Annotated in this window: 27 protein-coding genes and 1 other RNA gene; 20 read left to right on the top strand and 8 right to left on the bottom strand. The window is 64.5% G+C overall.

Annotated features, from left to right (window positions below; all coding sequences use genetic code 11):
• Positions 1-631: 631 nt before the first annotated feature.
• From ABE493_RS06925 to ABE493_RS06910, 4 genes are all read right to left on the bottom strand, one after another.
• Positions 632-2,791 (bottom strand): RelA/SpoT family protein, encoded by a 2,160-nt coding sequence (locus tag ABE493_RS06925; protein ID WP_346498207.1) that lies wholly within the window; start codon positions 2,789-2,791, stop codon positions 632-634.
• A 106-nt stretch (positions 2,792-2,897) separates the two neighbouring features.
• Positions 2,898-3,197 carry a DNA-directed RNA polymerase subunit omega gene (gene rpoZ / locus ABE493_RS06920; RefSeq protein WP_057629054.1) on the bottom strand — a complete coding sequence of 100 codons (300 nt, stop codon included), beginning with the start codon at positions 3,195-3,197 and terminating at the stop codon, positions 2,898-2,900.
• A gap of 112 nt (positions 3,198-3,309) precedes the next feature.
• On the bottom strand, positions 3,310-3,942 hold the full coding sequence (gene gmk / locus ABE493_RS06915) for a guanylate kinase (RefSeq protein WP_346498206.1): 633 nt from the start codon (positions 3,940-3,942) through the stop codon (positions 3,310-3,312).
• Between the two features lie 343 nt (positions 3,943-4,285).
• Positions 4,286-5,146: a YicC/YloC family endoribonuclease gene (locus ABE493_RS06910; RefSeq protein ID WP_346498205.1), complete on the bottom strand. Its 861-nt coding sequence runs from the start codon at positions 5,144-5,146 to the stop codon at positions 4,286-4,288.
• Positions 5,147-5,255: 109 nt separating this feature from the next.
• On the opposite strand from ABE493_RS06910, the gene rph reads away from it, so the two are divergent.
• The 9 genes from rph (at position 5,256) to ABE493_RS06865 (ending at position 13,816) form a co-directional block, all read left to right on the top strand.
• Positions 5,256-5,984 carry a ribonuclease PH gene (rph, locus tag ABE493_RS06905; RefSeq protein WP_346498204.1) on the top strand — a complete coding sequence of 243 codons (729 nt, stop codon included), beginning with the start codon at positions 5,256-5,258 and terminating at the stop codon, positions 5,982-5,984.
• Positions 5,981-6,370, top strand: coding sequence for a VOC family protein (locus tag ABE493_RS06900; protein ID WP_346498203.1), 390 nt, complete (start codon positions 5,981-5,983; stop codon positions 6,368-6,370). Before rph ends, ABE493_RS06900 begins: the two co-directional genes overlap by 4 nt.
• Positions 6,367-6,966 (top strand): RdgB/HAM1 family non-canonical purine NTP pyrophosphatase, encoded by a 600-nt coding sequence (gene rdgB / locus ABE493_RS06895; RefSeq protein WP_346498202.1) that lies wholly within the window; start codon positions 6,367-6,369, stop codon positions 6,964-6,966. The genes ABE493_RS06900 and rdgB overlap by 4 nt, the downstream gene beginning before the upstream one ends.
• 16 nt (positions 6,967-6,982) lie before the next feature.
• A complete protein-coding gene (locus ABE493_RS06890; RefSeq protein ID WP_346498201.1) occupies positions 6,983-7,483 on the top strand; it encodes a hypothetical protein in 501 nt (166 codons plus the stop codon).
• Between the two features lie 35 nt (positions 7,484-7,518).
• Positions 7,519-8,745: a radical SAM family heme chaperone HemW gene (hemW, locus tag ABE493_RS06885; RefSeq protein ID WP_346498200.1), complete on the top strand. Its 1,227-nt coding sequence runs from the start codon at positions 7,519-7,521 to the stop codon at positions 8,743-8,745.
• Between the two features lie 69 nt (positions 8,746-8,814).
• Complete coding sequence (locus tag ABE493_RS06880) at positions 8,815-11,343, top strand: DUF1631 domain-containing protein (RefSeq protein ID WP_346498199.1); 2,529 nt, start codon at positions 8,815-8,817, stop codon at positions 11,341-11,343.
• Positions 11,340-11,687 (top strand): PilZ domain-containing protein, encoded by a 348-nt coding sequence (locus tag ABE493_RS06875; protein WP_346498198.1) that lies wholly within the window; start codon positions 11,340-11,342, stop codon positions 11,685-11,687. Before ABE493_RS06880 ends, ABE493_RS06875 begins: the two co-directional genes overlap by 4 nt.
• 83 nt (positions 11,688-11,770) lie before the next feature.
• Positions 11,771-13,099 carry a Xaa-Pro dipeptidase gene (gene pepQ / locus ABE493_RS06870; protein ID WP_346498212.1) on the top strand — a complete coding sequence of 443 codons (1,329 nt, stop codon included), beginning with the start codon at positions 11,771-11,773 and terminating at the stop codon, positions 13,097-13,099.
• 336 nt (positions 13,100-13,435) lie between these two features.
• Positions 13,436-13,816 (top strand): hypothetical protein, encoded by a 381-nt coding sequence (locus ABE493_RS06865; RefSeq protein ID WP_346498197.1) that lies wholly within the window; start codon positions 13,436-13,438, stop codon positions 13,814-13,816.
• A gap of 631 nt (positions 13,817-14,447) precedes the next feature.
• On the opposite strand, the gene pepP is transcribed toward ABE493_RS06865, so the two are convergent.
• Positions 14,448-15,773 (bottom strand): Xaa-Pro aminopeptidase, encoded by a 1,326-nt coding sequence (gene pepP, locus ABE493_RS06860; protein ID WP_346498196.1) that lies wholly within the window; start codon positions 15,771-15,773, stop codon positions 14,448-14,450.
• An 8-nt stretch (positions 15,774-15,781) separates the two neighbouring features.
• On the bottom strand, positions 15,782-16,327 hold the full coding sequence (locus tag ABE493_RS06855) for a YecA family protein (protein ID WP_346498195.1): 546 nt from the start codon (positions 16,325-16,327) through the stop codon (positions 15,782-15,784).
• A gap of 124 nt (positions 16,328-16,451) precedes the next feature.
• On the opposite strand from ABE493_RS06855, the gene ABE493_RS06850 reads away from it, so the two are divergent.
• From ABE493_RS06850 to ABE493_RS06815, 8 genes are all read left to right on the top strand, one after another.
• Positions 16,452-16,673, top strand: a complete 222-nt coding sequence (locus ABE493_RS06850; protein ID WP_346498194.1) for a TIGR02449 family protein — start codon at positions 16,452-16,454, stop codon at positions 16,671-16,673.
• On the top strand, positions 16,670-16,969 hold the full coding sequence (locus ABE493_RS06845; RefSeq protein ID WP_346498193.1) for a cell division protein ZapA: 300 nt from the start codon (positions 16,670-16,672) through the stop codon (positions 16,967-16,969). Before ABE493_RS06850 ends, ABE493_RS06845 begins: the two co-directional genes overlap by 4 nt.
• A gap of 85 nt (positions 16,970-17,054) precedes the next feature.
• Positions 17,055-17,239, top strand: a non-coding RNA gene (ssrS, locus tag ABE493_RS06840) — 6S RNA.
• A 192-nt stretch (positions 17,240-17,431) separates the two neighbouring features.
• Entirely contained in the window at positions 17,432-18,019 is a 588-nt protein-coding gene (locus ABE493_RS06835) for a 5-formyltetrahydrofolate cyclo-ligase (protein WP_346498192.1), read from the top strand.
• The gene (locus ABE493_RS06830) at positions 18,016-18,498 is read left to right on the top strand and encodes an EVE domain-containing protein (protein WP_346498191.1); all 483 of its coding nucleotides are present in this window, start codon (positions 18,016-18,018) and stop codon (positions 18,496-18,498) included. The genes ABE493_RS06835 and ABE493_RS06830 overlap by 4 nt, the downstream gene beginning before the upstream one ends.
• Before the next feature lie 116 nt (positions 18,499-18,614).
• Positions 18,615-19,262, top strand: coding sequence for a ribose-5-phosphate isomerase RpiA (gene rpiA / locus ABE493_RS06825; RefSeq protein ID WP_346498190.1), 648 nt, complete (start codon positions 18,615-18,617; stop codon positions 19,260-19,262).
• 316 nt (positions 19,263-19,578) lie between these two features.
• Positions 19,579-20,037 carry a DUF192 domain-containing protein gene (locus ABE493_RS06820; protein ID WP_346498189.1) on the top strand — a complete coding sequence of 153 codons (459 nt, stop codon included), beginning with the start codon at positions 19,579-19,581 and terminating at the stop codon, positions 20,035-20,037.
• Between the two features lie 65 nt (positions 20,038-20,102).
• Positions 20,103-20,951, top strand: a complete 849-nt coding sequence (locus ABE493_RS06815) for a SirB1 family protein (protein ID WP_346498188.1) — start codon at positions 20,103-20,105, stop codon at positions 20,949-20,951.
• Between the two features lie 216 nt (positions 20,952-21,167).
• Here ABE493_RS06815 and ABE493_RS06810 read toward each other — a convergent pair whose 3' ends face one another.
• On the bottom strand, positions 21,168-21,359 hold the full coding sequence (locus ABE493_RS06810; protein ID WP_346498187.1) for a rubredoxin: 192 nt from the start codon (positions 21,357-21,359) through the stop codon (positions 21,168-21,170).
• Positions 21,360-21,428: 69 nt separating this feature from the next.
• Between ABE493_RS06810 and thiE the strand changes: the two genes are divergently transcribed.
• Complete coding sequence (gene thiE, locus ABE493_RS06805; protein WP_346498186.1) at positions 21,429-22,055, top strand: thiamine phosphate synthase; 627 nt, start codon at positions 21,429-21,431, stop codon at positions 22,053-22,055.
• A 172-nt stretch (positions 22,056-22,227) separates the two neighbouring features.
• Positions 22,228-23,520: a glutamate-1-semialdehyde 2,1-aminomutase gene (gene hemL, locus ABE493_RS06800; protein WP_346498185.1), complete on the top strand. Its 1,293-nt coding sequence runs from the start codon at positions 22,228-22,230 to the stop codon at positions 23,518-23,520.
• A 245-nt stretch (positions 23,521-23,765) separates the two neighbouring features.
• Here hemL and azu read toward each other — a convergent pair whose 3' ends face one another.
• On the bottom strand, positions 23,766-24,158 hold the full coding sequence (gene azu, locus ABE493_RS06795; protein ID WP_430980726.1) for an azurin: 393 nt from the start codon (positions 24,156-24,158) through the stop codon (positions 23,766-23,768).
• Between the two features lie 198 nt (positions 24,159-24,356).
• Here azu and ABE493_RS06790 point away from each other — a divergent pair, with 198 nt between their 5' ends.
• Positions 24,357-24,950 carry an HAD-IA family hydrolase gene (locus tag ABE493_RS06790; protein WP_346498183.1) on the top strand — a complete coding sequence of 198 codons (594 nt, stop codon included), beginning with the start codon at positions 24,357-24,359 and terminating at the stop codon, positions 24,948-24,950.
• Positions 24,951-25,013 lie beyond the last annotated feature (63 nt).

The following is a 25,013-nucleotide window of genomic DNA, read 5'->3' as shown; positions in this document are numbered from 1 at the left end:
AACACTGCCGTTAACCGGACAAGCCGCGAAGCCGATAGGACATCCGGCTGGCAAACATCCCTGTTGCATCATCGATGCCAGCTTCGCGGCTGACGCCGCTCCTACAAACACTGCCGTTAACCGGTAGAGCCCCTGCCGAGCATGGCTCGGCACTACGGGTTTCCATGGATGGCTCGGCACTACAGGTCATCCACAGCTCATGGACAAAATATCACCATGTTTTGCAGAGGCCCGCAGCGCAAGGGCTGCGCGCGCTTATCCACAACTTGTGGATGCAGCAGGACACAGCCTGTGTGGATAGCGCGAAGCAGGTAGAGCCGAGCCATGCTCGGCTGGGGCGGCTTTCCCCGTACACCCGATGCGGTTTTTGTTTGTGGGAGCGGCGTCAGCCGCGAAGCCGATAGGACATCCGGCTGGCAAACATCCCTGTTGCATCATCGATGCCAGCTTCGCGGCTTACGCCGCTCCTACAAACACCGCCGTCAACCGGTTAAGCCGCGAAGTCGATAGGACATCCGGCTGGCAAACATCCCTGTTGCATCATCGATGCCAGCTTCGCGGCTGACGTCGCTCCTACAAACACTGCCGTTTACCGGTAGAAACACTGCCGAGCAGGGCTCGGCACTCCCCATTACTGGCGGCGGACGGCCTGCACGACCTGCAGGCGACGCAGGCGACGCATCACTTCAGCCAGGTGGTTGCGGTCGCGCACCTGGATGTTGAAGCACAGCACCGCTGCGTTGAAGTCGCGGTCCAGGTAGTCCACCCGTTCGATGTTGGAATGGCTCTGCGCGATGGCGGCAGCCAACTGCGCCAATACGCCGGTGCCGTTCTCCACCTCGACCACCAGGGCGGTGTCGTAATCGCCAACCACGCTGGTATCCCAGCCAATCGGCACCCAGCGGTCCGGCGTCTTGCGCAGTTCAGCCAGGTTCGGGCAATCCAGACGGTGCACCACGATGCCCTTGCCGGCGGTGTGGTAACCCATGATGTCGTCGCCGGGAATCGGCTGGCAACAATTGGCGAAGCTGACCACGCCACGCTCGCTGCCATTGATCAGGATCTTCTCCTGGGCACGATGGGTGACGCCGCTGGCACGCAGTTCGGCATAGGACATCAGCGCCTGCGCGGCCTGGGTCGGCATCCAGTTGCCCAGCGCCACGTCGGCCAGGAAGGCCTCCAGGCGCGGGTAGCGGTGCTCGGTGAGGAAGGCATCCAGGCGCCCCTTCGGCAACCGCTCAATCGAGCTGTCCATCGCTTCCAGCGCACGGTCGAGCATGCTGTGGCCCAACTGCACCGCATCCTCGTGCTCCAGCTGCTTGAGCTGGTGGCGGATGGCGGTGCGCGCCTTGCTGCTGACCACGAATTCCAGCCACTGCGGTTTGGGCGACGCCGAACGCGCAGTGATGATCTCCACCGTCTGCCCGCTCACCAGACGCGTGCGCAGCGGCACCAGCTTCTTGTCCACGCGCGAGGCCACCGCACGGTTGCCCACGTCCGTATGCACCGCATAGGCGAAGTCCAGCGCGGTCGAGTTGCGCGGGAGCGCCAGGATCTTGCCCTTGGGCGTGAACAGATAGACCTCGTCCGGGAACAGATCAACCTTGACGTTGTCCAGGAACTCCAGCGACGAACCGGCGGTACGCTGCGAGTCGATCAGTTCCACGATCCACGCATGCGCCCTGCTCTGCGCGCTGTTGGGGCCGTCGCCGCCGAACTTGTAGGTCCAGTGCGCGGCCACGCCGCGCTCGGCGATCAGGTCCATTTCCTCGGTGCGGATCTGCACTTCGATCGGCGAGCCGTACGGACCAAACAGCACCGTGTGCAGCGACTGGTAGCCATTGGCCTTGGGAATGGCGATGAAGTCACGAAAGCGGCCGTCCAGCGGCTTGAAGGCCGCATGCACGCCGCCCAGCGCGTGGTAACAGTTGGGCACGCTGCGCATCACCAGGCGGAAGCCGAACACATCCATCACCTGGTCGAAGCTTTTGTTCTCCTCGCGCATCTTGGTGTAGATGCTCCACGGCGTCTTGATGCGGCTGATCAGGCGATGTTCCAACCCTTCACGCGCCAAGCGCTGCGACAACTGCACCTCCACCTGCGCCATCGACTCACGGCGCACCACCGGCTGGCTGCGGATGTGTTTTTCGATGATGGCGTGGCGCCACGGGTACAACGCGCGGAAGCCGAGGTTCTGCAGCTCGGACTTGATCAGGTTCATGCCCAGGCGCTGGGCAATGGGGGCGTAGATATCCAGCGTTTCAGTGGCGATGCGGCGGCGCGCTTCGGCACTCTGCGCGCCGAGGGTGCGCATGTTGTGCAGGCGGTCGGCCAGCTTGATCATGATCACGCGCAGGTCGCGCGACATCGCCAGCAGCATCTTGCGGAAGCTCTCCGCCGCTGCTTCCTGGCGGTCGCGGAACTTGAGCTTGTCCAGCTTGGTCACGCCTTCAACCAGATCGGCCACGGCCTGGCCGAACTCGGCGGCCAGCTCTTCGCCGGTGAGCGGGGTGTCCTCGATGGTGTCGTGCAGGATCGCGGCGATCAGGGTTTCAACATCCAGGCCCAGTTCGGCCAGGATGCGCGCCACTGCCACCGGATGGGTGATGTAGGGCTCACCGGATTTGCGGGTCTGACCAGCGTGCGCGGCCGCCCCGACCTCCCAGGCACGACGCAACAGCGGCAGCTGCTCGGTAGGGAGATAGCTGGCTGCGCGTTCGAGTTGCAGTACATAGTCAGGTACCACCCCGCCCGCGGGCGTGGCTACCTGGGCGGAAGGGCCTGGGTTCATGCCAGAAGACTATGCCAGTGGACGTTCCACGGCAATTCCTACAACGCAAACAGCCCGCTTTTGGCGGGCTGTTTGCAGACAACATCAATCAATGGCTAAGAAGCGATCAATCGTCGTTCTTGGACATGTCTTCGTCGGCAACCACTTCAGCGGCGGCCCACTCCAGTGCTTCACGTTCAGCACGCTCGCGCTCGGACTTCTCGACTTCCTCGATCAGGTCATTGTCGATGCGACGGGCGGCGATTTCGCGCAGCGCCAATACGGTCGGCTTGTCCTCGGTCTCGCTGTTGTCGATCGTCGCCTGGACACCATTGGCCAGCTGACGGGCACGCTTGGACGCCATCATGACCAGCTCAAAACGGTTATTAACGACTTCCAGGCAATCTTCTACGGTAATGCGGGCCATGCGGGCTCCCGGCGACCTGCAACGGCCGCTCGATCGAATGAGGGAAAGGGGACGGATTGTAGGGGCAGGTGGGGGTTGAAATCAAGTCAACGCCTGAACAGCCCCTTGTGGATCAATCACTTGCTCGGTTTTCCGGAACCAGCAACGAGGCAATCAGCTCGGCATGGCGCTGCTGCTGGGGGGCGCAGCGCAGCCGGCTGGCGGCGAAGATCGAGCACATTTCGCCAACGGCGGTGTCGAAATCCTCGTTGATGATGACGTAGTCGAACTCGTCGTAATGCAGCATTTCCTCGCGCGCGGCAGCCAGCCGCTGGGCCATCACCGCTTCGCTGTCCTGGCCGCGCTTGCGCATGCGCTCATCCAGCGCCTGCCGCGACGGCGGCAGGATGAACACGCTGACCGCACCGGGCACTTTCTCACGTACCTGGCGTGCGCCCTGCCAATCGATTTCCAGCAATACGTCCTTGCCGGACGCCAGCTGCGGCTCCACCGACTGCCGCGCCGTACCCTTCCAGTCGCCATGCACCAGCGCGTGCTCGAAGAAATCGCCGGCGGCGATCATCTGCTCGAATTCGGCGGCCGGGACGAAGTGGTAGTGCTTGCCGTTGACCTCGCCCGGGCGCATGGCCCGCGAGGTGAAGGAGATGGACAGCGAGATGTGCGGGTCGCGCGCCAGGGTGGCGTTGACGATGCTGCTTTTGCCGGCCCCGGACGGGGCAGCGACGATGTAGAGGGTGCCACGCATGCGGTGGGCCAACGTCGGAATGGCCCGGCATTGTACCGGCGTGGGCCGGTCTGTGCAGGGACAGCTGCGTTCATGGCCGCCCAGAGCCTTGTGGGAGCAGCGTCACCTGTAGAGCCGAGCCATGCTCGGCTGGGCGTTACCGGTGGAGCCTCATTGGTAGAGCCGAGCCTTGCTCGGCTGGGCGTTACCGGTAGAGCCTCTTTGGTCGCGCCGCGCCCTGCTCGGCTGGGCTTACCGGGCAGCGCCTCGGCCTAGCTGGGCTGGCCACTACAGGCCTTGGCTTTGCCGAGCGTGGCTCGGCACTACAGGCCTTGGCTTTGCCGAGCGTGGCTCGGCACTGCCTTTACTCGATGTTCTGGACCTGCTCGCGGATCTGGTCGATCAGCACCTTCAGCTCGACGGCGGCATTGGAAGTGCGCGCGTCCACCGACTTGGAGCCCAGGGTGTTGGCCTCGCGGTTGAATTCCTGCAGCAGGAAATCCAGCCGGCGACCGACCGGCTCGCGCTGGCGCAGTACGCGGCGGATCTCGGCGATGTGGCTGTCCAGGCGGTCCAGCTCCTCATCCACGTCGAGCTTCTGCAGCCACATCACCAGCTCCTGCTCGGCACGGCCCGGATCCACCGGGTGCGGCAAGTCGGCCAGGCGTGCGGCCAGCTTGACCCGCTGCCCTTCACGGATGGCCGGGATCAGTTCCCGCACTTCCGCGGCAATACGCTCAACGGAATCAACGCGCTCGCTGATGGCCGTAGCCAAGTTGTCGCCTTCACGCTCACGCGCCTGCACGAAGCTGGCCACCGTTTCCTCCAGCAGGGCCAGGGCTTCGGCATGCAGAGCGGTGCTGTCGGCAGCCTCGGCGCGCAGTACACCCGGGTACTGCAGCAGATCGGTGAAACCGACCTGCATGGCCGGGAAGCGCCCGTGCAGACGCTGCGCCAATTCAGCCAGCTGCTCGACCAGCACCTCGTTGACCGCCAGCGAAGTGGCGGCTTCCGGTGCGCGCAGGCGCATCACCAGATCCAGCTTGCCGCGGCTGACGCGGGCGGCAATGCGCTCACGCAGCTGCGGTTCCAGCGCACGCAGGTCCTCGGGCAGACGCACGCCCACTTCCAGGAACCGGTGGTTCACCGAGCGCAGTTCGCAACCCAGCGTGCCCCACGGGGTGATGCGTTCGCCGCCGGCATAGGCGGTCATGCTCCGAATCATGTGCTTTCCGATGCGTTTCAAAGGGCGAATGGTACCCTAGCCGCCTCTGGACGCTGGTGCATCAACCGCCCGGACGTCCACCTGATCATCTCGTACTAACGGATCCCCCATGACCTTTTCCCGTCCCAGCGGCCGCCCGGCCGACCAGTTGCGCACTGTCACCATCGAGCGTTCCTTCACCCGTCATGCCGAAGGTTCGGTGCTGGTGAGTTTTGGTGACACCCGCGTGCTGTGCACTGCCAGCGTCGAGAACCGCGTGCCGGGCTTCCTGCGCGGCAAGGGCGAGGGCTGGGTGACCGCCGAATACGGCATGCTGCCGCGCTCCACCCATACCCGCTCCGACCGCGAAGCCGCGCGCGGCAAGCAGGGTGGCCGCACGCTGGAAATCCAGCGCCTGATCGGTCGCACCCTGCGCGCCTGCATTGATCGCAATGCGCTGGGCGAACGCACCATCACCTTGGATTGCGACGTGCTGCAGGCCGACGGCGGCACCCGCACCGCCGCCATCACCGGCGCCTATGTCGCTCTGGTCGATGCGGTCAACCTGCTGATGAAGCGCGGCGATATCAAGCGCAACCCGCTGTTCGGCGCGGTTGCGGCGGTCTCTGTCGGCGTCTACAAGGGCCAGCCGGTGCTGGACTTGGATTACGCAGAGGACAGTGACTGCGATACCGACATGAATGTCGTCATGAATGATGGCGGCGGTTTCATCGAACTGCAGGGCACCGCCGAAGGCCACGCCTTCCGCCGCGACGAACTGGACGCGCTGCTGGTGCTGGCCGAAAAGGGCATCCGCGAGCTGTTCGATGCACAGCAGGCGGCACTGGCGCAGGCATGAACCGGCGCCTTGCCCTGGTCACCGTGGTAGTCACCGACTACGACGAGGCGATTGCCTGGTACACCGGCAAGCTGGGGTTCCAGCTGCTGGAAGACCTGGACCAGGGCCGCAAGCGCTGGGTGGTGGTCGGCCCGACCGATGGCAGCGCTGCCGCGCTGCTGTTGGCACGCGCCAGCAATGAAGAACAACGCAGCCGCATCGGCAACCAGACCGGTGGCCGCGTTGGTTTCTTCCTGCACACCGATGACTTCTGGCGCGACCATGCCGCGATGAGCGCGTGTGGCGTGGAATTCCTCGAAACCCCGCGCGAAGAACCCTATGCAACCGTCGCGGTGTTCCGCGATCTGTATGGCAACACCTGGGACTTGTTGGAGCCCAAGCAATGAAACTGGTACTGGCCAGCGGCAACGCCGGCAAATTGAAGGAACTGCAGGCCATGCTGGCCGGGTTGCCGCTGCAGATCGTGCCGCAGCGCGAGTTGGGCGTGGACGATGTGCCCGAGACCGGCCTGACCTTCGTCGAGAACGCGTTGATCAAGGCGCGCCACGCCTGTGAAGTGACCGGCCGGCCCGCGCTGGCCGATGACTCCGGCCTGATCGTCGACGCTCTCGACGGCGCGCCCGGCCTGTACAGCGCGCGCTATGCCGGCAGCCCCACCGACGATGCCGCCAACAACGCCAAGCTGCTGGCAGCGCTGCGCGATGTACCGGCCGAGCGCCGCACTGCCCGCTTCCATGCGGTGATCGTGCTGCTGCGCCACCCCAACGATCCGCAACCGCTGATCTGCGAAGGCAGCTGGGAAGGCCGCATCATCGATGAGCTGCGCGGCAGCAATGGCTTCGGCTACAACCCGGTATTTCTGGATGAAGAACTCGGCCTGACCGCCGCGCAGATGGAGCCGGCGCAGAAGAACGGCCGCAGCCACCGCGCCAAGGCGCTGCAGCTGCTGTTGCAGCAGCTCTCACAACTCAAGATCGACTGACCACGGGGATCAACGGATGACGCCACGCAGCTATCGCACTGGACTGGGACTTGTATGGCTGGTCGCCATTCTTGGCGGTATCAGCGGCGCCATTGTCGGTGGCCTGCTGGCTTACGACGGCGAGCAGTCTTGGCTTGCCCTTCCGCTTTGGGCGCTTGGCTGCGCCGTAGCGATTTCGCTGATTGCCGCGCCCATCATGTGGCAGCGTGTGGTGCTGGATGAGCGCGCCGGGCAGCTGCGTTACCACAACATCGCCACCGCGCACCGGTGGCGCAAGGTGCCACTGACCGACGTACTCGAAGTCCGTTACGACAACTTCGTCGACAAGCGTAAAGCCATGGTGTCCGGCCTGTACCTGCATATGCGCAACGGTGCGCGACCGGCTCGCCATCGCCTCATGGACAACGAAATGGGCGGCTATCAAGGCCCTTCGCCGATGTTCCGTGATATCGCCGCTACCGTGCTACGTGCACAGCCGCGCTCGCTGGTCGATCCAAGCTTGCTGGCCGCGCAATAGCGCCCACACCCTTCACTCTTACGTACCTGCCTTCCATGCCGCACTCCCACGACCACTGCAACCACCTTCCCGGCGAATCCTGTTCGGTCGATCACGGCCACGCCGCCGGCGTGCTGGTGCCGCCGCCGCTGGCGTTGTACGTGCACCTGCCGTGGTGCGTGCGCAAATGCCCGTACTGCGATTTCAACTCGCATGCGGGCAAGGGCGAGTTGCCGTTCGATGCCTATATTGATGCGCTGATCCGCGACCTGGACCAGGACCTGCCGCTGGTCTGGGGCCGGGTGGTGAGCAGCGTGTTCTTCGGTGGCGGCACGCCCAGCCTGTTTCCGCCCGAAGCCATCGACCGCTTCCTGCAGGCAGCCAGCGCGCGTCTGCGTTTCGCGCCGAACCTGGAAGTGACGCTGGAAACCAACCCCGGCACCGCCGAACACGGCCGCTTCGACCGCTACCGCGCGGCCGGGGTGAACCGCATCAGCTTCGGCATCCAGACCTTCAACGATGAAGCGCTGCAGCGCCTGGGCCGCATCCACGACAGCAACGAAGCCGAACGCGCGGTCAAGCTGGCGCAGGACGCCGGCTACAAAAACTTCAACATCGACCTGATGTACGCGCTGCCACAGCAGACGCTGGCCCAGGCCGAATACGACCTTGAACGCGCCTTCGCGCTCGATCCCACCCATATCTCGCATTACCAGCTGACGCTGGAGCCGAATACGGTGTTCTTCGCGCGGCCGCCGCAGGGCATTCCCGACGAAGACAGCGCCTGGGACATCCAGGAACACTGCCAGGCACTGCTCGCCGAGCGTGGCTATGGCCAGTACGAAGTCAGCGCCTATGCCCGCGACGGCTGGCAATGCCAGCACAACCTCAACTACTGGCGCTTCGGTGACTACCTGGGCATTGGCGCCGGCGCGCACGGCAAGATCAGCTCCGGCGCCGAGCAGCACGTATTGCGCCGCTGGAAGCACAAACACCCGCAGACCTTCATGGATACCGCCGGCAGCCTGGCCAGCATTGGCGGCGATGAGGTGATCAGCGCCGAGCGGCTGCCGTTCGAGTACATGCTCAACCTGCTGCGCCTGCACGAGGGTTTCAGCCTGCGCGATTTTGAATCGCGTACCGGTTTGGCACGAAGCGTGCTTCTATCATCCCTGACCGTGGCAGCGGAACGTGGCTGGATAACCAACAGCGGCGACCAATGGGTCCCCACCGAGCTTGGCCGCCGCTTCACCAACGATGTTGTGGAGTTGTTCCTGGCCTGAAACGTGCCGTAAGTGACACTTACATCACATAAATGATAGAAAACCCCCATTCAGGGGAAGGAAAACCGGATGTCAGGCACCGCACCACGCTCGTCCAGCCAGGCCATGGCACGGATCGCCGCCACGCAGGCACCTGCCCGCGTACGTCACTTGTTGGAAATTTCCTTCCTGGCCACGGATGAAGTCCTGCGCACGCCGCTGCAGCTGACCGCCATCGACCTGGAGCGCGCCCTGTTCAAGCAGGCGGAAATGGCCCACAACAGCCAGATCCAGTCCGACATCTACGCCCAGCTGCGGGTCCTGCGTGAACACACCGAGCAGCTCCCGGACTTTTTCCTGGACGCGCTTGCCGCACAGGTAGCGGCGTTCAAAGACCCGCCCAAAGCCAGCCCGGAAGCGCATGCAGCGGCATTCAAGGCGATGACGCTGGTTGAAGACACCGACATCGACCGCGACATCGTGCTGCACGAAATGGCCCGACGCGAGGCCTTCCGTGCAACCAGCCCGCTGCTGCTGTTGGGCCAGCGCTTTGCGGTACTGGCGGCGCAGCCGGCGTTTGATCCCGAGCGGCTGCCAGTTGGCCCGTACGCCCTGTGCCGCGCATTGCGCGACTGCGGCGAGCAGATGCAGCTCAACCTCGACACCCAGCTGGTGCTGTACCAGGTATTCGACCGCATGGTGATGCCGCGCCATGGCGAACTGGTGGACAGGCTCAACATCCTGCTGGAGCGCGAGGGCGTGCTGCCTGGGCTGGTGTATCGCCCGCACCTCCCCCGCCCCTCCGCACCGCGTGGCAGCGGTGCTGTCAGCGGCCAAGCCGATGCCGCCAGTGCCGGTCCGCGCGCGGCAGGCAATGCCCCGCTGACCAGCTGGCAAGGCCAGGCGCCGGCGGCATCGTGGGCCAGTATTTCCAATGAACTGCAGACCAGTGCAGCGGCTGCACCGCTTCATGCCACCGGCGCCCCGACGCATTCGCCGGGTGCCGCAGCTGCCATGGCACCAATGGAAAGCCTGCACAGCCTGCTGGATGCCGCCCGCCAAGCACTTACGATGAGCGCTGGCGCTGCTGGCGCTGCTGGCGGTTCTGGTGGTGCCGGTGGTGCTGGCAGCGCTGCGCCGGCAGGCGGCAGCGCAATGCCCGCAGGCCGCGCCGGCGGCACCAGCGCAGGCATGGGCGCCATGCCCGACTTCGCCGCCCTGCAGGCAGCACAGGCCCAGCACGGCGGCGCAGCTGGCGCGCCACTGGCCGCACAGCCTGCAGGCAACCCTGCCGCCCAACCGGTCTCCACCCAGACCGCGATGGACGTGTTGGGCAAGCTGCAGGCCGCCGCAGCATCCTCCGGCAGCCGTCACAGCATGGCGGACATCCGCACTGCACTGCTCGCCCAGGTCAAGGCCGAACACGGCGCGGCCGCAACGCTGTCGGTACAGGACGGCGACACCATGGACCTGCTCGGCATGCTCTATTCCGAGCTGCACCGGGAAGTCCGCAGCGAAGGACCGGCCGCCGACCTGCTGCGGCGCCTGCAGGTGCCCTTGGCGCGTGCCGCCATCAGCGACCAGGAATTCTTCCTGCGTGACCAGCACCCGGCCCGCGAACTGCTCAATGCGGTGGCCGAGTCCGGCGCGGTCTGGCTCAGCGATGACGACAGCGATCCAGTGCTGCTGCTCAAGCTCAAGGACGCGGTCAACAAGGTCGTCACCGATTACCAGGGCGACGAGACGGTCTTCGTCGAAGCAAACAACATCATCCAGGGCCACCTGCGCTCGGCAGCCCGTCGCGCGGAGATGGCCGAGCGCCGCCAGGTCGACGCCGCGCGTGGCAAGGAACGCCTGGAGGCCGCCAAGCAGCTGGCCAACCGCACCATCGACACGCTGTGCCAGAACAGCGAACCGCCGAAGTTCGTGCAGACCCTGCTGCGCAAAGCCTGGGCCGACGTGCTGACGCTCACCCTGCTGCGCCAGGGCGAAGGTTCGGACGAATGGCAGCAGCGCGAGCAGGCTACCCGGCGCATCGGCGAGATCACCGGGCTGGCACCCGGCGGCGCGGCCGATACCAGCTTCGGCGAGGAAATCGAACAATCGCTGCTGCAGGTGGGTTACCACCAGGACGAAGCGGCCGCCATCTCACGCCGGCTGTCCACGCCAGGCGGCGAAGACGACATCACCTCACGCACCGAGCTGGCCGCCAAACTCAAGATGCGCGCGCGCCTGGGCGAGTCCGGCGAGCCGGAAGAAGAAGAACGTCGCAAGAAAGTCGAGCCAGCACGCACCGAACAGGAAGAGGCGCATTACCGCCAGCTGCGCACGCTGCCGTTCGGCACCTGGTTCGAATTCACCGTCAACCAGCAGGGCGACAACCGCCGCCAGCGCCTGTCCTGGTACAGCCTGATCACCGGCAATGCCTTGTTCGTTAACCAGCGTGGCCAGAAGGTATCGGAACATTCGCTGGACACGATGTCGCGGCTGATGGCCAAAGGCCAGCTGCGCATCGTCACCGAAGACCGCGGCCGCCTGATCGACCGCGCCTGGCAGGCCACCGTGCGCGCACTGCGCTCGATTGCCGGCCAGCCCACCAATACCGGGGAGTCCGCATGATCACCAATACCCGCCGCGCACCGCGCCTGCAGGTACCCGAGCTGGTGCCGGTACGCGACCAGATGACCGGTGCCCAGATCGGCCGGCTTGGCAACATATCCGAAACCGGCATGTTGCTGATCGCCTCCGTGGCATTGCAGGACGACGCCCTGTACCAGCTGCAGTTCCCCATTGCCGATGGCCGTGGCGGGCAGTTGCAGATCGACGTCGGCGCGCACCTGCTGTGGTTCGAGCCCACCCACGCACCCGAGCAGTCGTGGGCCGGGTTCCGCTTCCTGACCCTGGACAAGGGCCAGCAGGCGCACCTGCAGCGCTGGATCGAGGACCGACTTCCCCCAGCCTGAGTGCCGAAAACGGCACAGCAGCGTTCAGCCGATTGCGGCAAAATTGGGGCCTGCAACTCCGCATGCCCCAGCGAGCCACCGCGATGAACCAATACGATCCAGCCAGCCTGTACGCCCAACACCTTGGCGAAATGATCCGCCGTGCCGATGCGGCACTGGCGCGCGGTGGTTTCGATCACCTGGTGGTTCCCAGTGGCACCCAGCACTACCAGGTATTTGACGACCGCGATTACCCGTACGCGGTCAACCCGCAGTTCAAGACCTGGCTGCCGCTGACCAAGCTGCCCTACAGCTGGCTGATCCACACCCCGGGCAGCCGCCCGACCCTGGTGTTCTACCAGCCTTTCGACTATTGGCACGTGGTACCGGACGCGCCGAGCGGCTGGTGGGTGGAGCACTTCAACATCCACATCATCCGCAAGCCTGAAGAAGCGCTGGCGCTGTTGCCGGCAGACCCGAGCCGCTGCGCCATCCTCGGTGAAGCGCAGAGCGCGCTGGGCGGCTTCGCCCCCAACAACCCGGCTAAGGTGATCAATCATCTTGAATGGCACCGCGGCTACAAGACGCCTTACGAGATCGCGCTGATGCGGCAGGCGCAGGTACTGGCCGTACGCGGCCACCGCGCCGCCGAAGCTGCGTTCCGCACCGGCGCCAGCGAGTTCGAGATCCACATGGCCTATTGCAGCGCCGTGGGCCAGGACGCCAATGAGCTGCCCTACGGCAACATCATCGGTTTGAACGAACACGCTGCCGTGCTGCATTACACCGATCTCGGCAAGCAGGCACCGCAGCCGCTGCGCAGCTTCCTGATCGACGCCGGCGCTTCGGCATACGGTTATGCCAGCGACATTACCCGTACCTATGCGGCGGCTGGTCACAGTGAATTCCAGTCCTTCATTGAAGCGGTGGATGCAGCGCAGCTCAAGATGTGCACTGCGGTGCGTGCAGGCTTCGATTACAAGCAGTTGCATGTGGATGCCCACCTGTCGCTGATGGGCATCCTCAAGGACTTCGGGGTGATCAATGTCTCCCCGGAAGCTGCGTTGGCCACGGGTGTGAGCGCTGCATTCTTCCCGCACGGCATCGGCCATCTGATCGGCGCACAGGTGCACGATGTGGCCGGCTTTGCCGCTGGCGAAGACGGCGGCCGCATCGAGCGCCCGGCCGGTCATCCGTATCTGCGCATGACCCGCGTATTGGAGCCGGGCATGGTGGTGACCATTGAACCGGGCCTGTACTTCATCGACATGTTGCTGGACGAAGTAAAGAAGGCCGGCAACGCCGCCAGCGTGAACTGGGACCGCGTGGACTTCTTCCGTCCTTATGGCGGCGTACGCATCGAAGACGAAGTGCTGTGCACTGACGGCGAAGCGGACAACCTGACCCGCCCGGAATTTGCCGCACAAGCATGATCGTTTGCCTGGGTGGCAGGTAGCTGTCGCCCGGGCTGTTGGCGTGCGCATCGGATGTTTTGTGGTCGGGCGAAAGCCGGGCAGCATTCGGCTGCGCTGCGTCCCCTGCCCCGTTTGACGTCCAGGGCTTCCCGGGTGCGCTGACGCTTACCCGGGCTACGTGATCTCGCCAGCCCTTCACTTCCGCTGACCTCGGCTCAGCAAACAAGGCATTCCCCATTACCAAGGTAATGACTGCCGGAGCTGCCTCTGCAGTTACTAGGCTGTGCACTGGCCATTGCCCTCCCTTGCGCGCAGCGCAGGGGAGGGTATGGGAGGGGTGCTCTGCAGTTGCCCTTGCAGTTGCCCTTGCAGTTGCCCTTGCAGTTGCCCTTGCAGTTGCCTTTGCAGTTGCCTTTGCAGTTGCTTTTGCAGTTGCCTTTGCAGTTGCTTTTGCAGTTGCCTTTGCAGTTGCTTTTGCAGTTGCTTTTGCAGTTGCCTTTGCAGTTGCCTTTGCAGTTGCCTTTGCAGTGCCTTTGCAGTGCCTTTGCAGTTGCTTTTGCAGTTGCCTTTGCAGTTGCTCCAACGCTTTTGATCCACCGGGTCCCCTTCCGCAGCGACGGAGCTGGCAGACAAGACCCCGCACGGGGCGACGCACACGGATGTGCGTCGTTTTTCGACGATACAAGGATGTATCGTCGAAAAATCCTGCCAGCGGAGTGGACCCGCGTCGCATAGCGACGTGGGCGCGCAGGCAGGGTGTGCTTTCTTTGGGCCACCTTTCTTTGCACAAGCAAAGAAAGGTGTGCTCGCACGCCGCAGGCGGGCGAAAGCCCTTGATCTTGATTGCGGTTGCGGTTGCGGTTGGAGCGAAAGTCGAAAGCAAAGGCAAAGGCTTTCACTCCCCTTCGGGGAGCGAGTCACTTTTCTTTGCTTGTGCAAAGAAAAAGTAACCAAAAGAAAGCACACCCTGCCTCCGCGCCCACGCCGCTGCGCGACGCGGGTCCACTCCGCCGCCGGGATTTTTCGACGATACATCCTTGTATCGTCGAAAAACGACGTGCGTCCTGCACGTCGCCCCTTTCGGGGTCTTATCCGTCGGCTGCGTCGCTGCGGAAGGGGACCCGGTGGATCAAAAGCGTTGGAGCAACTGCAAAGGCACATGCAACTGCAACTGCCGGAGCCAAAGCAGAGCACCCCTCCCATACCCTCCCCTACGCTTTGCGTAAGGGAGGGCAAGTGCAGGAGCAACGGCAACAACAGCAACAGCAACAGCAACAGCAAGTGCAAGTGCGAGTGCGAGTGCGGGTGCGGATGCGGATGCGGGTGCGGGTGCGAGTTCGCACACTACCGCCAAACACCTCGCGCCTCAGCGCTTGGCCATGAAAGCCTCGATCTCGTCGGCACTGCGCTCCAGCGCAGCCGTCAGCACCCGGTGACCATCCTCGGTGATCAACACATCGTCCTCGATGCGGATGCCGATACCGCGCCAACGCGCCTCCACACCCCGATCTTCCGGCGAGATGTACAGACCCGGCTCGATCGTGAATACCATCCCCGGCTCCAGCAGACGCGACTCACCCGCCACCCGGTAATCACCGACATCGTGCACGTCCAGGCCCAGCCAATGCCCGGTCTTGTGCCGGTAGAAACGCTGGTAATGGCCCTCGATGATGTTCTCTTCCAGGTCCCCCTTCAGCAGCCCGAGTCGCAGCAGACCCTCGGTCAAGACCTCGACCGCCGCAAGATGACCCTCTTCATAGGCGATGCCCGGCTGCGCCTGCTCCAGCGCGGCCGCCTGCGCCGCCAGCACAAGATCGTGCAAGGCACGCTGTTCCGGGCTGAACCGACCGTTCACCGGAAAAGTCCGGGTGATGTCACTGGCATAGCCGCGATATTCGGCGCCGGCATCAATCAACACCAGGTCACCATCGGCACTGCCATGGTTGTTGTCGCGGTAATGCAGCACACAGGCATTGGCGCCAGCGCCAACAATGCTGTTGTACGCCGGCCAACCATCCGCCGCGCGGAACTCGCATTCCAACGCCGCCTGCAATTCGTATTCGTGGATACCCGGCCGCGCCGCACGCATCGCCGCGCGGTGCGCACGCACGCTGATATCGGCCGCCACCTGCATCAGCGCGATCTCGTCGGCGCTCTTGTACAGCCGCTGCTCATGCAGCAGATGTCCCAGCTCAAGGAATTCGTGTGGCGACTGCGCACCTTCGCGCACCTGCGAACGGACCCGGTTCACCCAGCCGATCAGCTTCAGATCGAAGTCCGCATCGCGGCCGAAGTGGTAGTACACCCGCGACCGCCCTTCCAGCAGCCCGGGCAGGATTTCATCCAGATCATCGATCGGATACGCATCGTCCATGCCATAGCGCGACACCGCGCCATCCTGACCTTCGCGCGGACCATCCCAGGCTTCCCGCTCAGGATCACGCTCACGGCAGAACAGGATGACCTCGCCGTGCTTGCGCCCCGGGATCAGCACCAGCACCGCTTCCGGCTCCTGAAAACCGCTCAGGTACCAGAAGTCCGAATCCTGCCGGTAGGGGTAGAACGTGTCGTTGCTGCGCACCCGCTCAGGGGCGGCGGGCAGCACCAGGATGGCGTCATCGCCAGCCGCTTCCATCAACTGGCGGCGGCGGCGGGCGTACTCGGCAGGGGTTATCCCGGACAGACGCTTCATCGCCAACCTCAGTTCAGGCTTTGCCGATGGCGCGAGCCCATCACGCAGTCGCCGTGCAACAGCAGCGCCGCAACCCGCACGAACTCTTCGATTTCCGACAAGGCGTCCTCGTCTTCATCGGCGCTGTCGAACTCATCGCTCGATGCCTGCGCCAGACGCGCCAGGTCCTGCAGCGCCTCTTCGCCCTCCTCGCTCAGCGCCGGGCGCTTGCCCGAGGCCAAGCCGAAACCGCCGAGGAAGGCGCGGCACCACTCGAACAGCGCATCGGTACGCGCCTGCAGTGGCTCGGCAGCGTCCACCAACACCAGCTCGAAGGCGAAGTCGCGGTCTTCCAGCTGCGCAACCGTGGCCTGCCGCAGCAGGTCCAGGGCAGAGCCCGGCTCGGGGGTTGGCAGGCCGTCATCGGCCAATACCTTGGCCGGCCACGCGGGCACATCGGCGCCACCGGCGGCCAACCAGCCGCACAGTCCGCCGTGGAGTTCGGCCGGGGAAGCACCCAGGCCCAGCGACTGGCTGGCCTGGAGGATGTCGTTGACGGCAGGAAGATCGGTCATGTCACTGGTCTGTAAAGCGGAGAGGATCACCGGCACACTGATATGACGGCGGCCGTACAGTGTATCAACCGCGCCGCAAACTCCTTCTTGACCGGCCCTCATCGCCATGCCTATCGTGCCGCCCATGGACTCCTTCGACCCCGCTGGCCAGCTGCAGGCCCTTGTCTCCCGCATCGAGCTGCTGCTCGAGCGCAACCAGCGGCTGAGCGATGAAAACCGCAGCCTGCGCCAACAGCAGGAACAGCTGATCAGCGAGCGCTCGCAGCTGCTGACCAAGAACGAACAGGCCCGCTCCCGGGTGGAAGCCATGATCACCCGCCTCAAGTCGCTGGAGCAGCACACGTGAGCCAAACCGAACCGGTCAGCGTCCACATCCTCGACCGCGAGTACACCGTTGGCGTGGAGCCGGCCGAGCGCGAAAGCCTCACCGCCGCCGCCCGTGTGCTCGACGGCAAGATGCGCGAAATCCGCGGCAGCAACCGGATGGCGGCGGTGGACCGCATCGCAGTGCTGGCCGCGCTCAATCTGGCGCACGAGCTGCAGCAGCTGCGCGATGAGCAGGTCGCCCAGCAGCAGCGTTTTCAAGCGGCCATGAACGAATTGAACCGGCGCCTGGACCTGGCCATCGACAACGCGCGTTGATCCAGCTGAGCAGCTCAGACAGATGAATCCGCAATTAGTGAAATACGGCTGCACGCAGCCGTGCAACCTCGCTATACTGGCGACGCGTTCTCTGCTGTGAACGACGGCGTGTGCAAACATTCGCCTTGTCCCTTAATTACGACCACGGGGGCGCGACGGAGCCGGGTGTGCAAGTCCGCCTTGTAGCGGGAAGCCCGATGGCCCCCCAGCGTTCCCACTTGAACCCCGGGTTCAAGGTCGTTTCGCACGCATCGTCACCGCGGAGAATGCAATATTCCAGAACGGCGCCCAACGGGCGCCGTTCTTTTTTTATCCTTCTCCCTGCGGGAGAAGGTGCCCCGAAGGGGCGGATGAGGGTAAGCGCGAAGCACAATGAGACTTGGCTGCACGAGTGCTCCGCACTTACCCTCACCCCAACCCCTCTCCCGCAGGAGAGGGGCTTCCAAGCCTCGACGTACACATATGACCGATCCCCGCCAACTCCTCCGCCAGCAACTGCGCCAGCGCCGCCGCGATATCCCTGCCGCCGAGCGCATTGCCGCCGCCGAGACACTTGCGGCACATCTGCTGTCCCTGCCCTTCGCCGGTATCAGCGGCCATGTCGCCGGCTACTGGGCAATGGACGGCGAGATCGCCTTGCACCGTTGGCAGATGCAGCTGCCCGCGCAGCAGACCTATTGCCTGCCAGTGCTGCACGGCAAGCTGCTGCGTTTTGCGCCATGGCGGCCCGGGCAGGCGCTGGTCAGCAACCGTTATGGCATTCCCGAGCCGGACGTGGACCCGGCGCAGGCGCTGCGCCCGGAAGAAATGGCGCTGGTGGTCGCCCCGCTGGTCGGTTTTGATGGCGGCGGCCGGCGGCTGGGCATGGGGGGCGGCTGGTATGATCGCAGCTTCGCATTTCGGCAGCGCCAGGCCGCGCCGCCGTGGCTGGTGGGAGTAGGTTTTTCCGCCCAGCAGGTACCGTCATTGCCGGTCGAGGACTGGGATGTGGCGGTGGATGCCATCTGTACCGAGCAGGCCACTCTCTACCCGGAACCGTTGAACGCATGACCGCCCGCAAGCGCTACTGGCTGATGAAGTCCGAACCGGACGCCTTTTCCATCGACGACCTGCAGCGCGTAGGCACCGAACCGTGGAACGGCGTGCGCAACTACCAGGCGCGCAATTTCATGCGCGATGGCATGAAGGTTGGCGACGGCATCCTGTTCTACCACTCCAACACCAAGGTCCCGGGCATCGTCGGCATTGCCACGGTGGCCAGCCAGGCCTACCCGGACGACACCCAGTTCGATCCCAAATCCGATTACTACGACCCCAAAAGCACGCGCGAGCAACCGCGCTGGATGCTGGTGGACGTGGGTTTCGAGCGCAAGCTGGCGCAGGTGATCGCGCTGGACGAGATCAAGCTGCATGCGGAGGAGCTGGGCGAAGGATTTCCGCTGACCGCCAAGGGCAATCGGCTCTCGGTGTTCCCGGTCACCGCCGCCCAGTGGAAGCTGCTGCTGTCGCTGGAAAAGAAGCCTAGATAAGCATTTCCTGTTGTGGGAGCGGCGTAAGCCGCGAAGCTGGTTATCTGAGACAACGTCAGCTTCGCGGCTTACGCCGCTCCTACAAAAACATGTTTTCCAACCTGATTGAGCCCACCATGTCTGAAGCCAAGCGCCTGGCCGCCGAAAAAGCCATCGAGTACGTGCAGAAGGGAATGATCGTCGGTGTCGGCACCGGTTCCACCGTTGCCTATTTCATCGAAGCCCTGGCGCGCATCAAGGACCAGATCGAAGGCGCGGTTTCCAGTTCCGACCAGAGCACCGCCCTGCTCAAGAGCCACGGCATCGAGGTGCTGGACCTGAACCACACCGGCGGCCTGTCGCTGTATGTGGACGGCGCCGATGAATGCGATGGCAACAAGAACCTGATCAAGGGCGGCGGCGCCGCACTGACCCGCGAGAAGATCATTGCCGAGGCCAGCAAGCAGTTCGTCTGCATTGTTGACCCCAGCAAGCAGGTCAAGGTGCTGGGCAAGTTCCCGCTGCCGGTGGAAGTGATCCCGATGGCGCGTAGCCTGGTGGCCCGCGAAATCCTGGCACTGACTGGCGGCCAGCCGGTATGGCGCGATGGCGTGACCACCGACAACGGAAATCTGATCCTGGACGTGCACAACCTGGCCATCACCGACCCGGTCAAGCTTGAGCAGCAGCTCAACCAGATTCCGGGCGTAGTGACCGTTGGCCTGTTCGCACGCCGCCCGGCCGACGTGGTCATCATCGGCGGCGAGCCGCCGCAGGTGCTGTAAGCCAAAGCAGCACGGCTTTGGAGGCTTTGGCTTGAGGCTTTGGCTTGGAGCTTTGGCTTGATGCTCTGGCTTGATGCTCTGGCTTGATGCTCTGGCTTGATGCTCTGGCTTGATGCTCTGGCTTGATGCTCTGGCTTGATGCTCTGGCTTGGAGCTTTGGCTTGATGCTCTGGCTCTGGCTGTCGCTCCAGCCTTGGCTTGATGTTTTTCCCTTCTCCCGTTCACGGGAGAAGGTGCCCAACGGGCGGATGAGGGGAAGCTTTTGACTTCCACCGAATCTGCCAGAAGGCCCCCTATAGGAACCAGGTCCCAACCCATGCCCAAATCCTTCCTGCGTACGATCTTCACCCTTTCCCTGCTGGCCCTCGCCGGCTGCGCCAGCGCCGACGGCAAGCACTGGGTGGAACTGGCCGGCACCCGTTACAACGTGGAACTGGCGCAGAACGATGAAACCCGCGCCCGCGGCCTGATGTTCCGCGACCAGATGGACGCCGACCACGGCATGTTGTTTGTCCACGACCGCGAAGAACCGCAGGCCTACTGGATGAAGAACACCAAGATTCCGTTGGACATCCTGTACTTCGACAGCCAGCGCCGCCTGGTCGGCCAGCAGCGCGACGTACCGCCGTGCTCGGCTGGCGACATGTGCCCGCCCTACCCCAGCTTCAACCCAGCCCTTTACGTGCTGGAGCTCAACGCCGGCCAGGCCGCCAAGCTCAAGCTCGAAGACGGCGCCGTGCTGACCTTCGGCCCGGGCATTGCCACCGGCAACTGACTCGGACCCACAGATTGAACCGCGGCGCCCTTGAACCGGCGCCGCTTTGCCGCCAGTCTTGGGGCATGTCTGAAACACGCATTACCCTGCCGCAGTGGGAAGAACTGGCCGCCTTGCCCGACGAGGCGCTGCCGCTGCTGCCCACTGCCCTGCTGATCGCCCGCGACGAGTACCCGCAGCTGGACCCGGCCGCCTACGATCGCGTGCTGCAGGCCCATGCCGATCACCTGCGGGTGGAAGTGGAAGCCATCGGTGAATGGCCGCTCAAGGTTGCCGCCATCAACAACCACCTGTTCAACGAGGTGGGCTACAGCGGCGACAACGACGAGTACTACGATCCGCGCAACAGCTATCTCAACGAAGTGTTCGAGCGGCGTCTGGGCAACCCGATCTCGCTGGCGCTGGTGCAGATCGAGGTTTCGCGCCGGCTGGGCCTGCCGCTGGAGGGTATTTCCTTCCCCGGCCATTTCCTGGTGCGGCTGCCGGTGGAAGACGGCGTACTGATCATGGACCCGTTCAATGGCGGCCGGCCGCTGGGCGTGGACGAACTGCGTGAACGCGCGCGCAGCAACCTCGGCGGCGAGACCCCGGACGACAGCGTGCTCGCCCAGATCCTGGACCCCGCGCCGCACCGCGCCATCCTGATGCGCATGCTGCGCAACCTGCATGGCGTGTACGCCGAACGCGGCGAATGGGACCGCGCCGCGCGCAGCGCCGACCGCATCCTCAAGCTGGCGCCCGACCAGGCCGATGCCGTGCGCGACCGCGGCCTGGCCTATCTGCAGCTGGAACATCTGGCAGGTGCCCGCAATGACCTGGCGCGCTACCTGAAGATGGAACCCGGCGCGGCGGACGCCATCAACATCCGCGAGCGCCTGATCGAGTTGAGTGGCGGAAAACCGAGGCTGCATTGAGCCGCGCGAGGCCAATCCCACCTCTTGTGGGAGCGGCGTAAGCCGCGAAGCCATTGCGGCATCCGAAGCCATTGATCAACGCAGCACTTCGGCAGAAGCGGCGTTGCGCAGTGCGCGCCAAGACGCCTCTTCGGCAGGCGAATGCTCTTGGCTGGGTTCGGATGCGGCAGTGGCTTCGCGGCTGACACCGCTCCTACAGCCCGCGCGTTGCGCGGCTCAATCCAGTTCGACCATCTCGAAATCGTCCTTGGTCACGCCGCAGTCCGGGCAGGTCCAGGTCTCGGGCACATCTTCCCAGCGCGTGCCCGGGGCGATGCCTTCTTCCGGCAAGCCGTCGGCCTCACGGTAGATGAAGCCGCAGACGACGCACATCCAGTTGCGCAGGGTAGAGGCCGTAGCGTCGGACATCGGGGATAATCACCGGACAGAGAAACGGCGTTGATTGTCACACTCCCGCCGCCGTACCGGTAGCCATCCATGACCCAGCTTGCCGACGCCCGAGGCGTCTACCTGATTACCCCCGACGAAACCGACAGCGCGCGCCTGCTCGAACGGGTGCGCCCGCTGCTGGCTGGCACCACCTGGCTGCAATACCGCAACAAGGCCGTCGATGCCCCCACCCGCCTGGCCCAGGCCACCGCCCTGCAGGCGCTGTGCGCCGCCGCTGGCGTGCCGCTGATCATCAACGACGATGCTGCCCTGGCCCAGCAGGTCGGTGCTGCCGGCGTGCATCTGGGCGAGGACGACGGCGACATCGCCGCAGCCCGCGCCCTGCTCGGCCCGCAGGCCATCATTGGCGCCTCCTGCTATGACGAACTGGCCTTGGCCCAGCGCGCGGTCGCTGCCGGTGCCAGCTACGTGGCGTTCGGCGCGTTCTTCCCCAGTCGCAGCAAGGTCACGCCGCGCCGCGCCAACCCGGAGCTGCTGCGACAAAGCGCCGCACTGGGCGTGCCACGGGTGGCGATTGGCGGTTTGACCCCGGACAATAGTCGGCCTGTGGTGGAAGCTGGTGCGGACCTGATCGCGGTGATCAGTGGCGTGTTCAGCGAGCCGGACCCGGTAGCTGCGTTGGAGGCTTATCGGCGTTGTTTCCAGCACCAATGATGTTCCTTCTCCCTTTGGGAGAAGGTGGCCCGAAGGGTCGGATGAGGGTAGGTTTCGGCGTTCGCTTGCTAGAAGCTTCCCCTCACCCCAACCCCTCTCCCGCACGCGGGAGAAGGGCTAACGCCCTGCTCCGCTCAGCAACTCGATCCAGCGCTCTTTCAAAGGACTCACAATGAACCACGCCCAATCCCACGCCCTGTTCGAGCGCGCCCAGACGCTGCTGCCCGGTGGCGTCAATTCGCCGGTGCGCGCGTTCAAGTCGGTCGGCGGTGAACCGTTCTTCGTGCAGCGCGCCGACGGTGCTTACCTGCATGACGTGGATGGCAACGCCTATATCGACTACGTCGGCTCCTGGGGCCCGATGATCGTTGGCCACAACCACCCGACGGTACGCGAGGCGGTGCAGAATGCGATCGGCAATGGCCTGTCGTTCGGCGCGCCGTGTGCGGCTGAAGTCACCATGGCTGAAACCATCACCCAGCTGGTGCCGTCCTGCGAGATGGTGCGCATGGTCAACTCCGGCACCGAGGCCACGCTGTCGGCGATCCGCCTGGCACGCGGCGCCACCGGCCGCAACAAGATCATCAAGTTCGAAGGCTGCTACCACGGCCACGGCGACTCGTTCCTGGTCAAGGCCGGCAGCGGCATGCTGACCCTGGGCGTGCCCACCTCACCCGGCGTGCCGGCCGGCCTGAGCGAACTCACTCTCACCCTGCCCTACAACGACTTCGACGCCGCCACTGCGCTGTTCGAGCAACAGGGCAAGGAAATCGCCGGCCTGATCATCGAACCGGTGGTCGGCAACGCCAACTGCATCCCGCCCCGCGAAGGCTATCTGCAGCACCTGCGCGCGCTGTGCACGCAGTACGGCGCACTGCTGATCTTCGACGAAGTGATGACCGGTTTCCGCGTCGCGCTGGGTGGCGCGCAGGCCTATTACGGCATCACCCCGGACCTGAGCACCTTCGGCAAGATCATCGGCGGCGGCATGCCGGTGGGCGCCTATGGCGGTCGCCGCGAACTGATGTCGCAGATCGCCCCGGCCGGCCCGATCTACCAGGCCGGCACGCTGAGCGGCAACCCGGTGGCAATGGCCGCCGGTCTGGCAATGCTGCAGCTGGTGCAGGCACCGGGCTTCCATGAGCGCTTGACCGCAGCTACCAACACGTTGTGCGATGGCCTGGAAGCGGCCGCACGCGAGGCCGGCGTTGCCGTGACCACCAACCGCGTCGGCGGCATGTTCGGCCTGTTCTTCACCAACGAGAAAGTGGAGACCTACGCCCAGGCTACCGCCTGCGACATCAAGGCCTTCAACGTGTTCTTCCACGCCATGCTGGAACGCGGTGTGTTCCTGGCACCATCGGCCTACGAGGCCGGCTTCCTGTCCAGCGCGCACGACGATGCCGTGATTGAAGCCACGCTGGCAGCAGCGCGCGAGGCGTTCAAGGTGGTTGCTGCAGGTTGATCCTGCAGCGGATAACGCTGTTCGCCCTCGCGAAGCAGCGTTACCCGAAACGAGGAGCGGATGGTGCAATCGTTTGTAGGAGCGGCGTAAGCCGCGAAGCTGAGGTTGCTGCGCCCCTTGGCCCGCGTGCAATCTGATGATGTCGCGTGCTTCGCGGCTTACGCCGCTCCTACAAACACCCGCCTACGAACCGCCAATGCACCCCGGGTAAGCGCAGCGCACCCGGGAACCTCGAAACGCATCAATCACCCAAAAACCAGCTTGCCCTTCATCATTCCCCAATGGCCCGGGAACGAGCAGAAGAAGGTGTAGTCGCCACCACGCGTCAGCTTGCTGGTTGCAAAGCGCACCTGCGTGGTCTGGCCACCACCGATCACCGGAGTGAACGCGATCACCCGTGCATCGTTCTTCGGCAGATAGCTTTCAGCCAGCGTCGAACGCATGCCCACCGTGGCCACTGGTTGGAAATCCGGCGTGCGCGTCAGCACCCAGTTATGCCCCATCGCGGTGGCCGGCATCCTGCCGGTGTGCTTCAAGGTCAAGTCCACCTGCGTGCAATCAGCGGCAACCCGGATCTGCGGCAGCGAGAACTGCATCCGGTCGTTGCTTTCAATGGTGACCGCGCAGGTGCGCGCCATCGCCGGTGCGGCAGGCAACAGGCCGGCAAGGGCCAACAACAGCAGACTGGAACGCTTCAAGGTGAACTCCGTGCAAGTGACAACTACAGTGTCTGAATTCTAGGCAAGCCCAGCAGATTTCACCTGTGACGCGATGTCGCAGGCTGCACTGAGGCGCAGCGCCAGCGATACTGCAGCCCCACGTCTGCCTTGCCACCCATGCAACAACCGCACGCCTTACTGCTGGATTTCGACGGCCTGCTGGCCGATTACGACCATCGCACCCATCTGAGCGAGCTGGCCGAGGTCGCGCACTGCACCTGCGCAGATGTCGATGCGGCACTACGCGAGGAAGGATTGGAACTGGCGCATGCGCGTGGCGAACTGGGTGGCCCGCAGTTGCTGGCCGCACTGAACCTGCGCTTGGGCAGCCGCTTGCAGGCGCAGGACTGGCACCGTGCACGCCGTGCCGCTACCGTCGTGCGGCGCGACAGCGTGAGCCTGCTCCACCACCTGCGACCGGGTGTGCAGGTGGCCATCCTCACCAACAATGGCCTGCTCACCCAACCGGTGATCGAACAGCTGCTACCCGGCATCCAGGTGCTGTGCAGCGCGACGCTGGGCGTGCGCAAACCCGATCCGGGCGTCTATCGCGCCGCCTGCGCGACCCTGCACTGCGAACCGGCGCGCACACTGTTTGTCGATCATCTGTTCCGCAATGTGCAAGGTGCACGCGCCGCAGGCCTGCTGGCCGATACCGCCCACCACACTCAATCGCTGCGCAAGCTGCTCAAGCGCTACCAGCTGCGCTGAGCAAGCCGGTCCGTCAGCGCTGCGCTGTTGGCTGCGATGAAACAACAACGCCGGCTTTCGCCG

The organism is Stenotrophomonas terrae, assembly GCF_039674165.1.
In the GTDB taxonomy this organism is placed as follows: domain Bacteria; phylum Pseudomonadota; class Gammaproteobacteria; order Xanthomonadales; family Xanthomonadaceae; genus Stenotrophomonas; species Stenotrophomonas terrae_A.
The sequence above is the reverse complement of the archived record's forward strand: the minus strand, read 5'-3'. Positions and strand labels throughout refer to the sequence as shown.

Excerpts from the sequence above, each read along its gene's own strand:
- ABE493_RS06925 (WP_346498207.1), bottom strand. The coding sequence starts at position 2,791 with ATGAACCCAGGCCCTTCCGCCCAGGTAGCCACGCCCGCGGGCGGGGTG.
- rpoZ (WP_057629054.1), bottom strand. The coding sequence starts at position 3,197 with ATGGCCCGCATTACCGTAGAAGATTGCCTGGAAGTCGTTAATAACCGT.
- gmk (WP_346498206.1), bottom strand. The coding sequence starts at position 3,942 with ATGCGTGGCACCCTCTACATCGTCGCTGCCCCGTCCGGGGCCGGCAAA.
- ABE493_RS06910 (WP_346498205.1), bottom strand. The coding sequence starts at position 5,146 with ATGATTCGGAGCATGACCGCCTATGCCGGCGGCGAACGCATCACCCCG.
- rph (WP_346498204.1), top strand. The coding sequence starts at position 5,256 with ATGACCTTTTCCCGTCCCAGCGGCCGCCCGGCCGACCAGTTGCGCACT.
- ABE493_RS06900 (WP_346498203.1), top strand. The coding sequence starts at position 5,981 with ATGAACCGGCGCCTTGCCCTGGTCACCGTGGTAGTCACCGACTACGAC.
- rdgB (WP_346498202.1), top strand. The coding sequence starts at position 6,367 with ATGAAACTGGTACTGGCCAGCGGCAACGCCGGCAAATTGAAGGAACTG.
- ABE493_RS06890 (WP_346498201.1), top strand. The coding sequence starts at position 6,983 with ATGACGCCACGCAGCTATCGCACTGGACTGGGACTTGTATGGCTGGTC.
- hemW (WP_346498200.1), top strand. The coding sequence starts at position 7,519 with ATGCCGCACTCCCACGACCACTGCAACCACCTTCCCGGCGAATCCTGT.
- ABE493_RS06880 (WP_346498199.1), top strand. The coding sequence starts at position 8,815 with ATGTCAGGCACCGCACCACGCTCGTCCAGCCAGGCCATGGCACGGATC.
- ABE493_RS06875 (WP_346498198.1), top strand. The coding sequence starts at position 11,340 with ATGATCACCAATACCCGCCGCGCACCGCGCCTGCAGGTACCCGAGCTG.
- pepQ (WP_346498212.1), top strand. The coding sequence starts at position 11,771 with ATGAACCAATACGATCCAGCCAGCCTGTACGCCCAACACCTTGGCGAA.
- pepP (WP_346498196.1), bottom strand. The coding sequence starts at position 15,773 with ATGAAGCGTCTGTCCGGGATAACCCCTGCCGAGTACGCCCGCCGCCGC.
- ABE493_RS06855 (WP_346498195.1), bottom strand. The coding sequence starts at position 16,327 with ATGACCGATCTTCCTGCCGTCAACGACATCCTCCAGGCCAGCCAGTCG.
- ABE493_RS06850 (WP_346498194.1), top strand. The coding sequence starts at position 16,452 with ATGGACTCCTTCGACCCCGCTGGCCAGCTGCAGGCCCTTGTCTCCCGC.
- ABE493_RS06835 (WP_346498192.1), top strand. The coding sequence starts at position 17,432 with ATGACCGATCCCCGCCAACTCCTCCGCCAGCAACTGCGCCAGCGCCGC.
- ABE493_RS06830 (WP_346498191.1), top strand. The coding sequence starts at position 18,016 with ATGACCGCCCGCAAGCGCTACTGGCTGATGAAGTCCGAACCGGACGCC.
- rpiA (WP_346498190.1), top strand. The coding sequence starts at position 18,615 with ATGTCTGAAGCCAAGCGCCTGGCCGCCGAAAAAGCCATCGAGTACGTG.
- ABE493_RS06820 (WP_346498189.1), top strand. The coding sequence starts at position 19,579 with ATGCCCAAATCCTTCCTGCGTACGATCTTCACCCTTTCCCTGCTGGCC.
- ABE493_RS06815 (WP_346498188.1), top strand. The coding sequence starts at position 20,103 with ATGTCTGAAACACGCATTACCCTGCCGCAGTGGGAAGAACTGGCCGCC.
- ABE493_RS06810 (WP_346498187.1), bottom strand. The coding sequence starts at position 21,359 with ATGTCCGACGCTACGGCCTCTACCCTGCGCAACTGGATGTGCGTCGTC.
- thiE (WP_346498186.1), top strand. The coding sequence starts at position 21,429 with ATGACCCAGCTTGCCGACGCCCGAGGCGTCTACCTGATTACCCCCGAC.
- hemL (WP_346498185.1), top strand. The coding sequence starts at position 22,228 with ATGAACCACGCCCAATCCCACGCCCTGTTCGAGCGCGCCCAGACGCTG.
- azu (WP_430980726.1), bottom strand. The coding sequence starts at position 24,158 with ATGGCGCGCACCTGCGCGGTCACCATTGAAAGCAACGACCGGATGCAG.
- ABE493_RS06790 (WP_346498183.1), top strand. The coding sequence starts at position 24,357 with ATGCAACAACCGCACGCCTTACTGCTGGATTTCGACGGCCTGCTGGCC.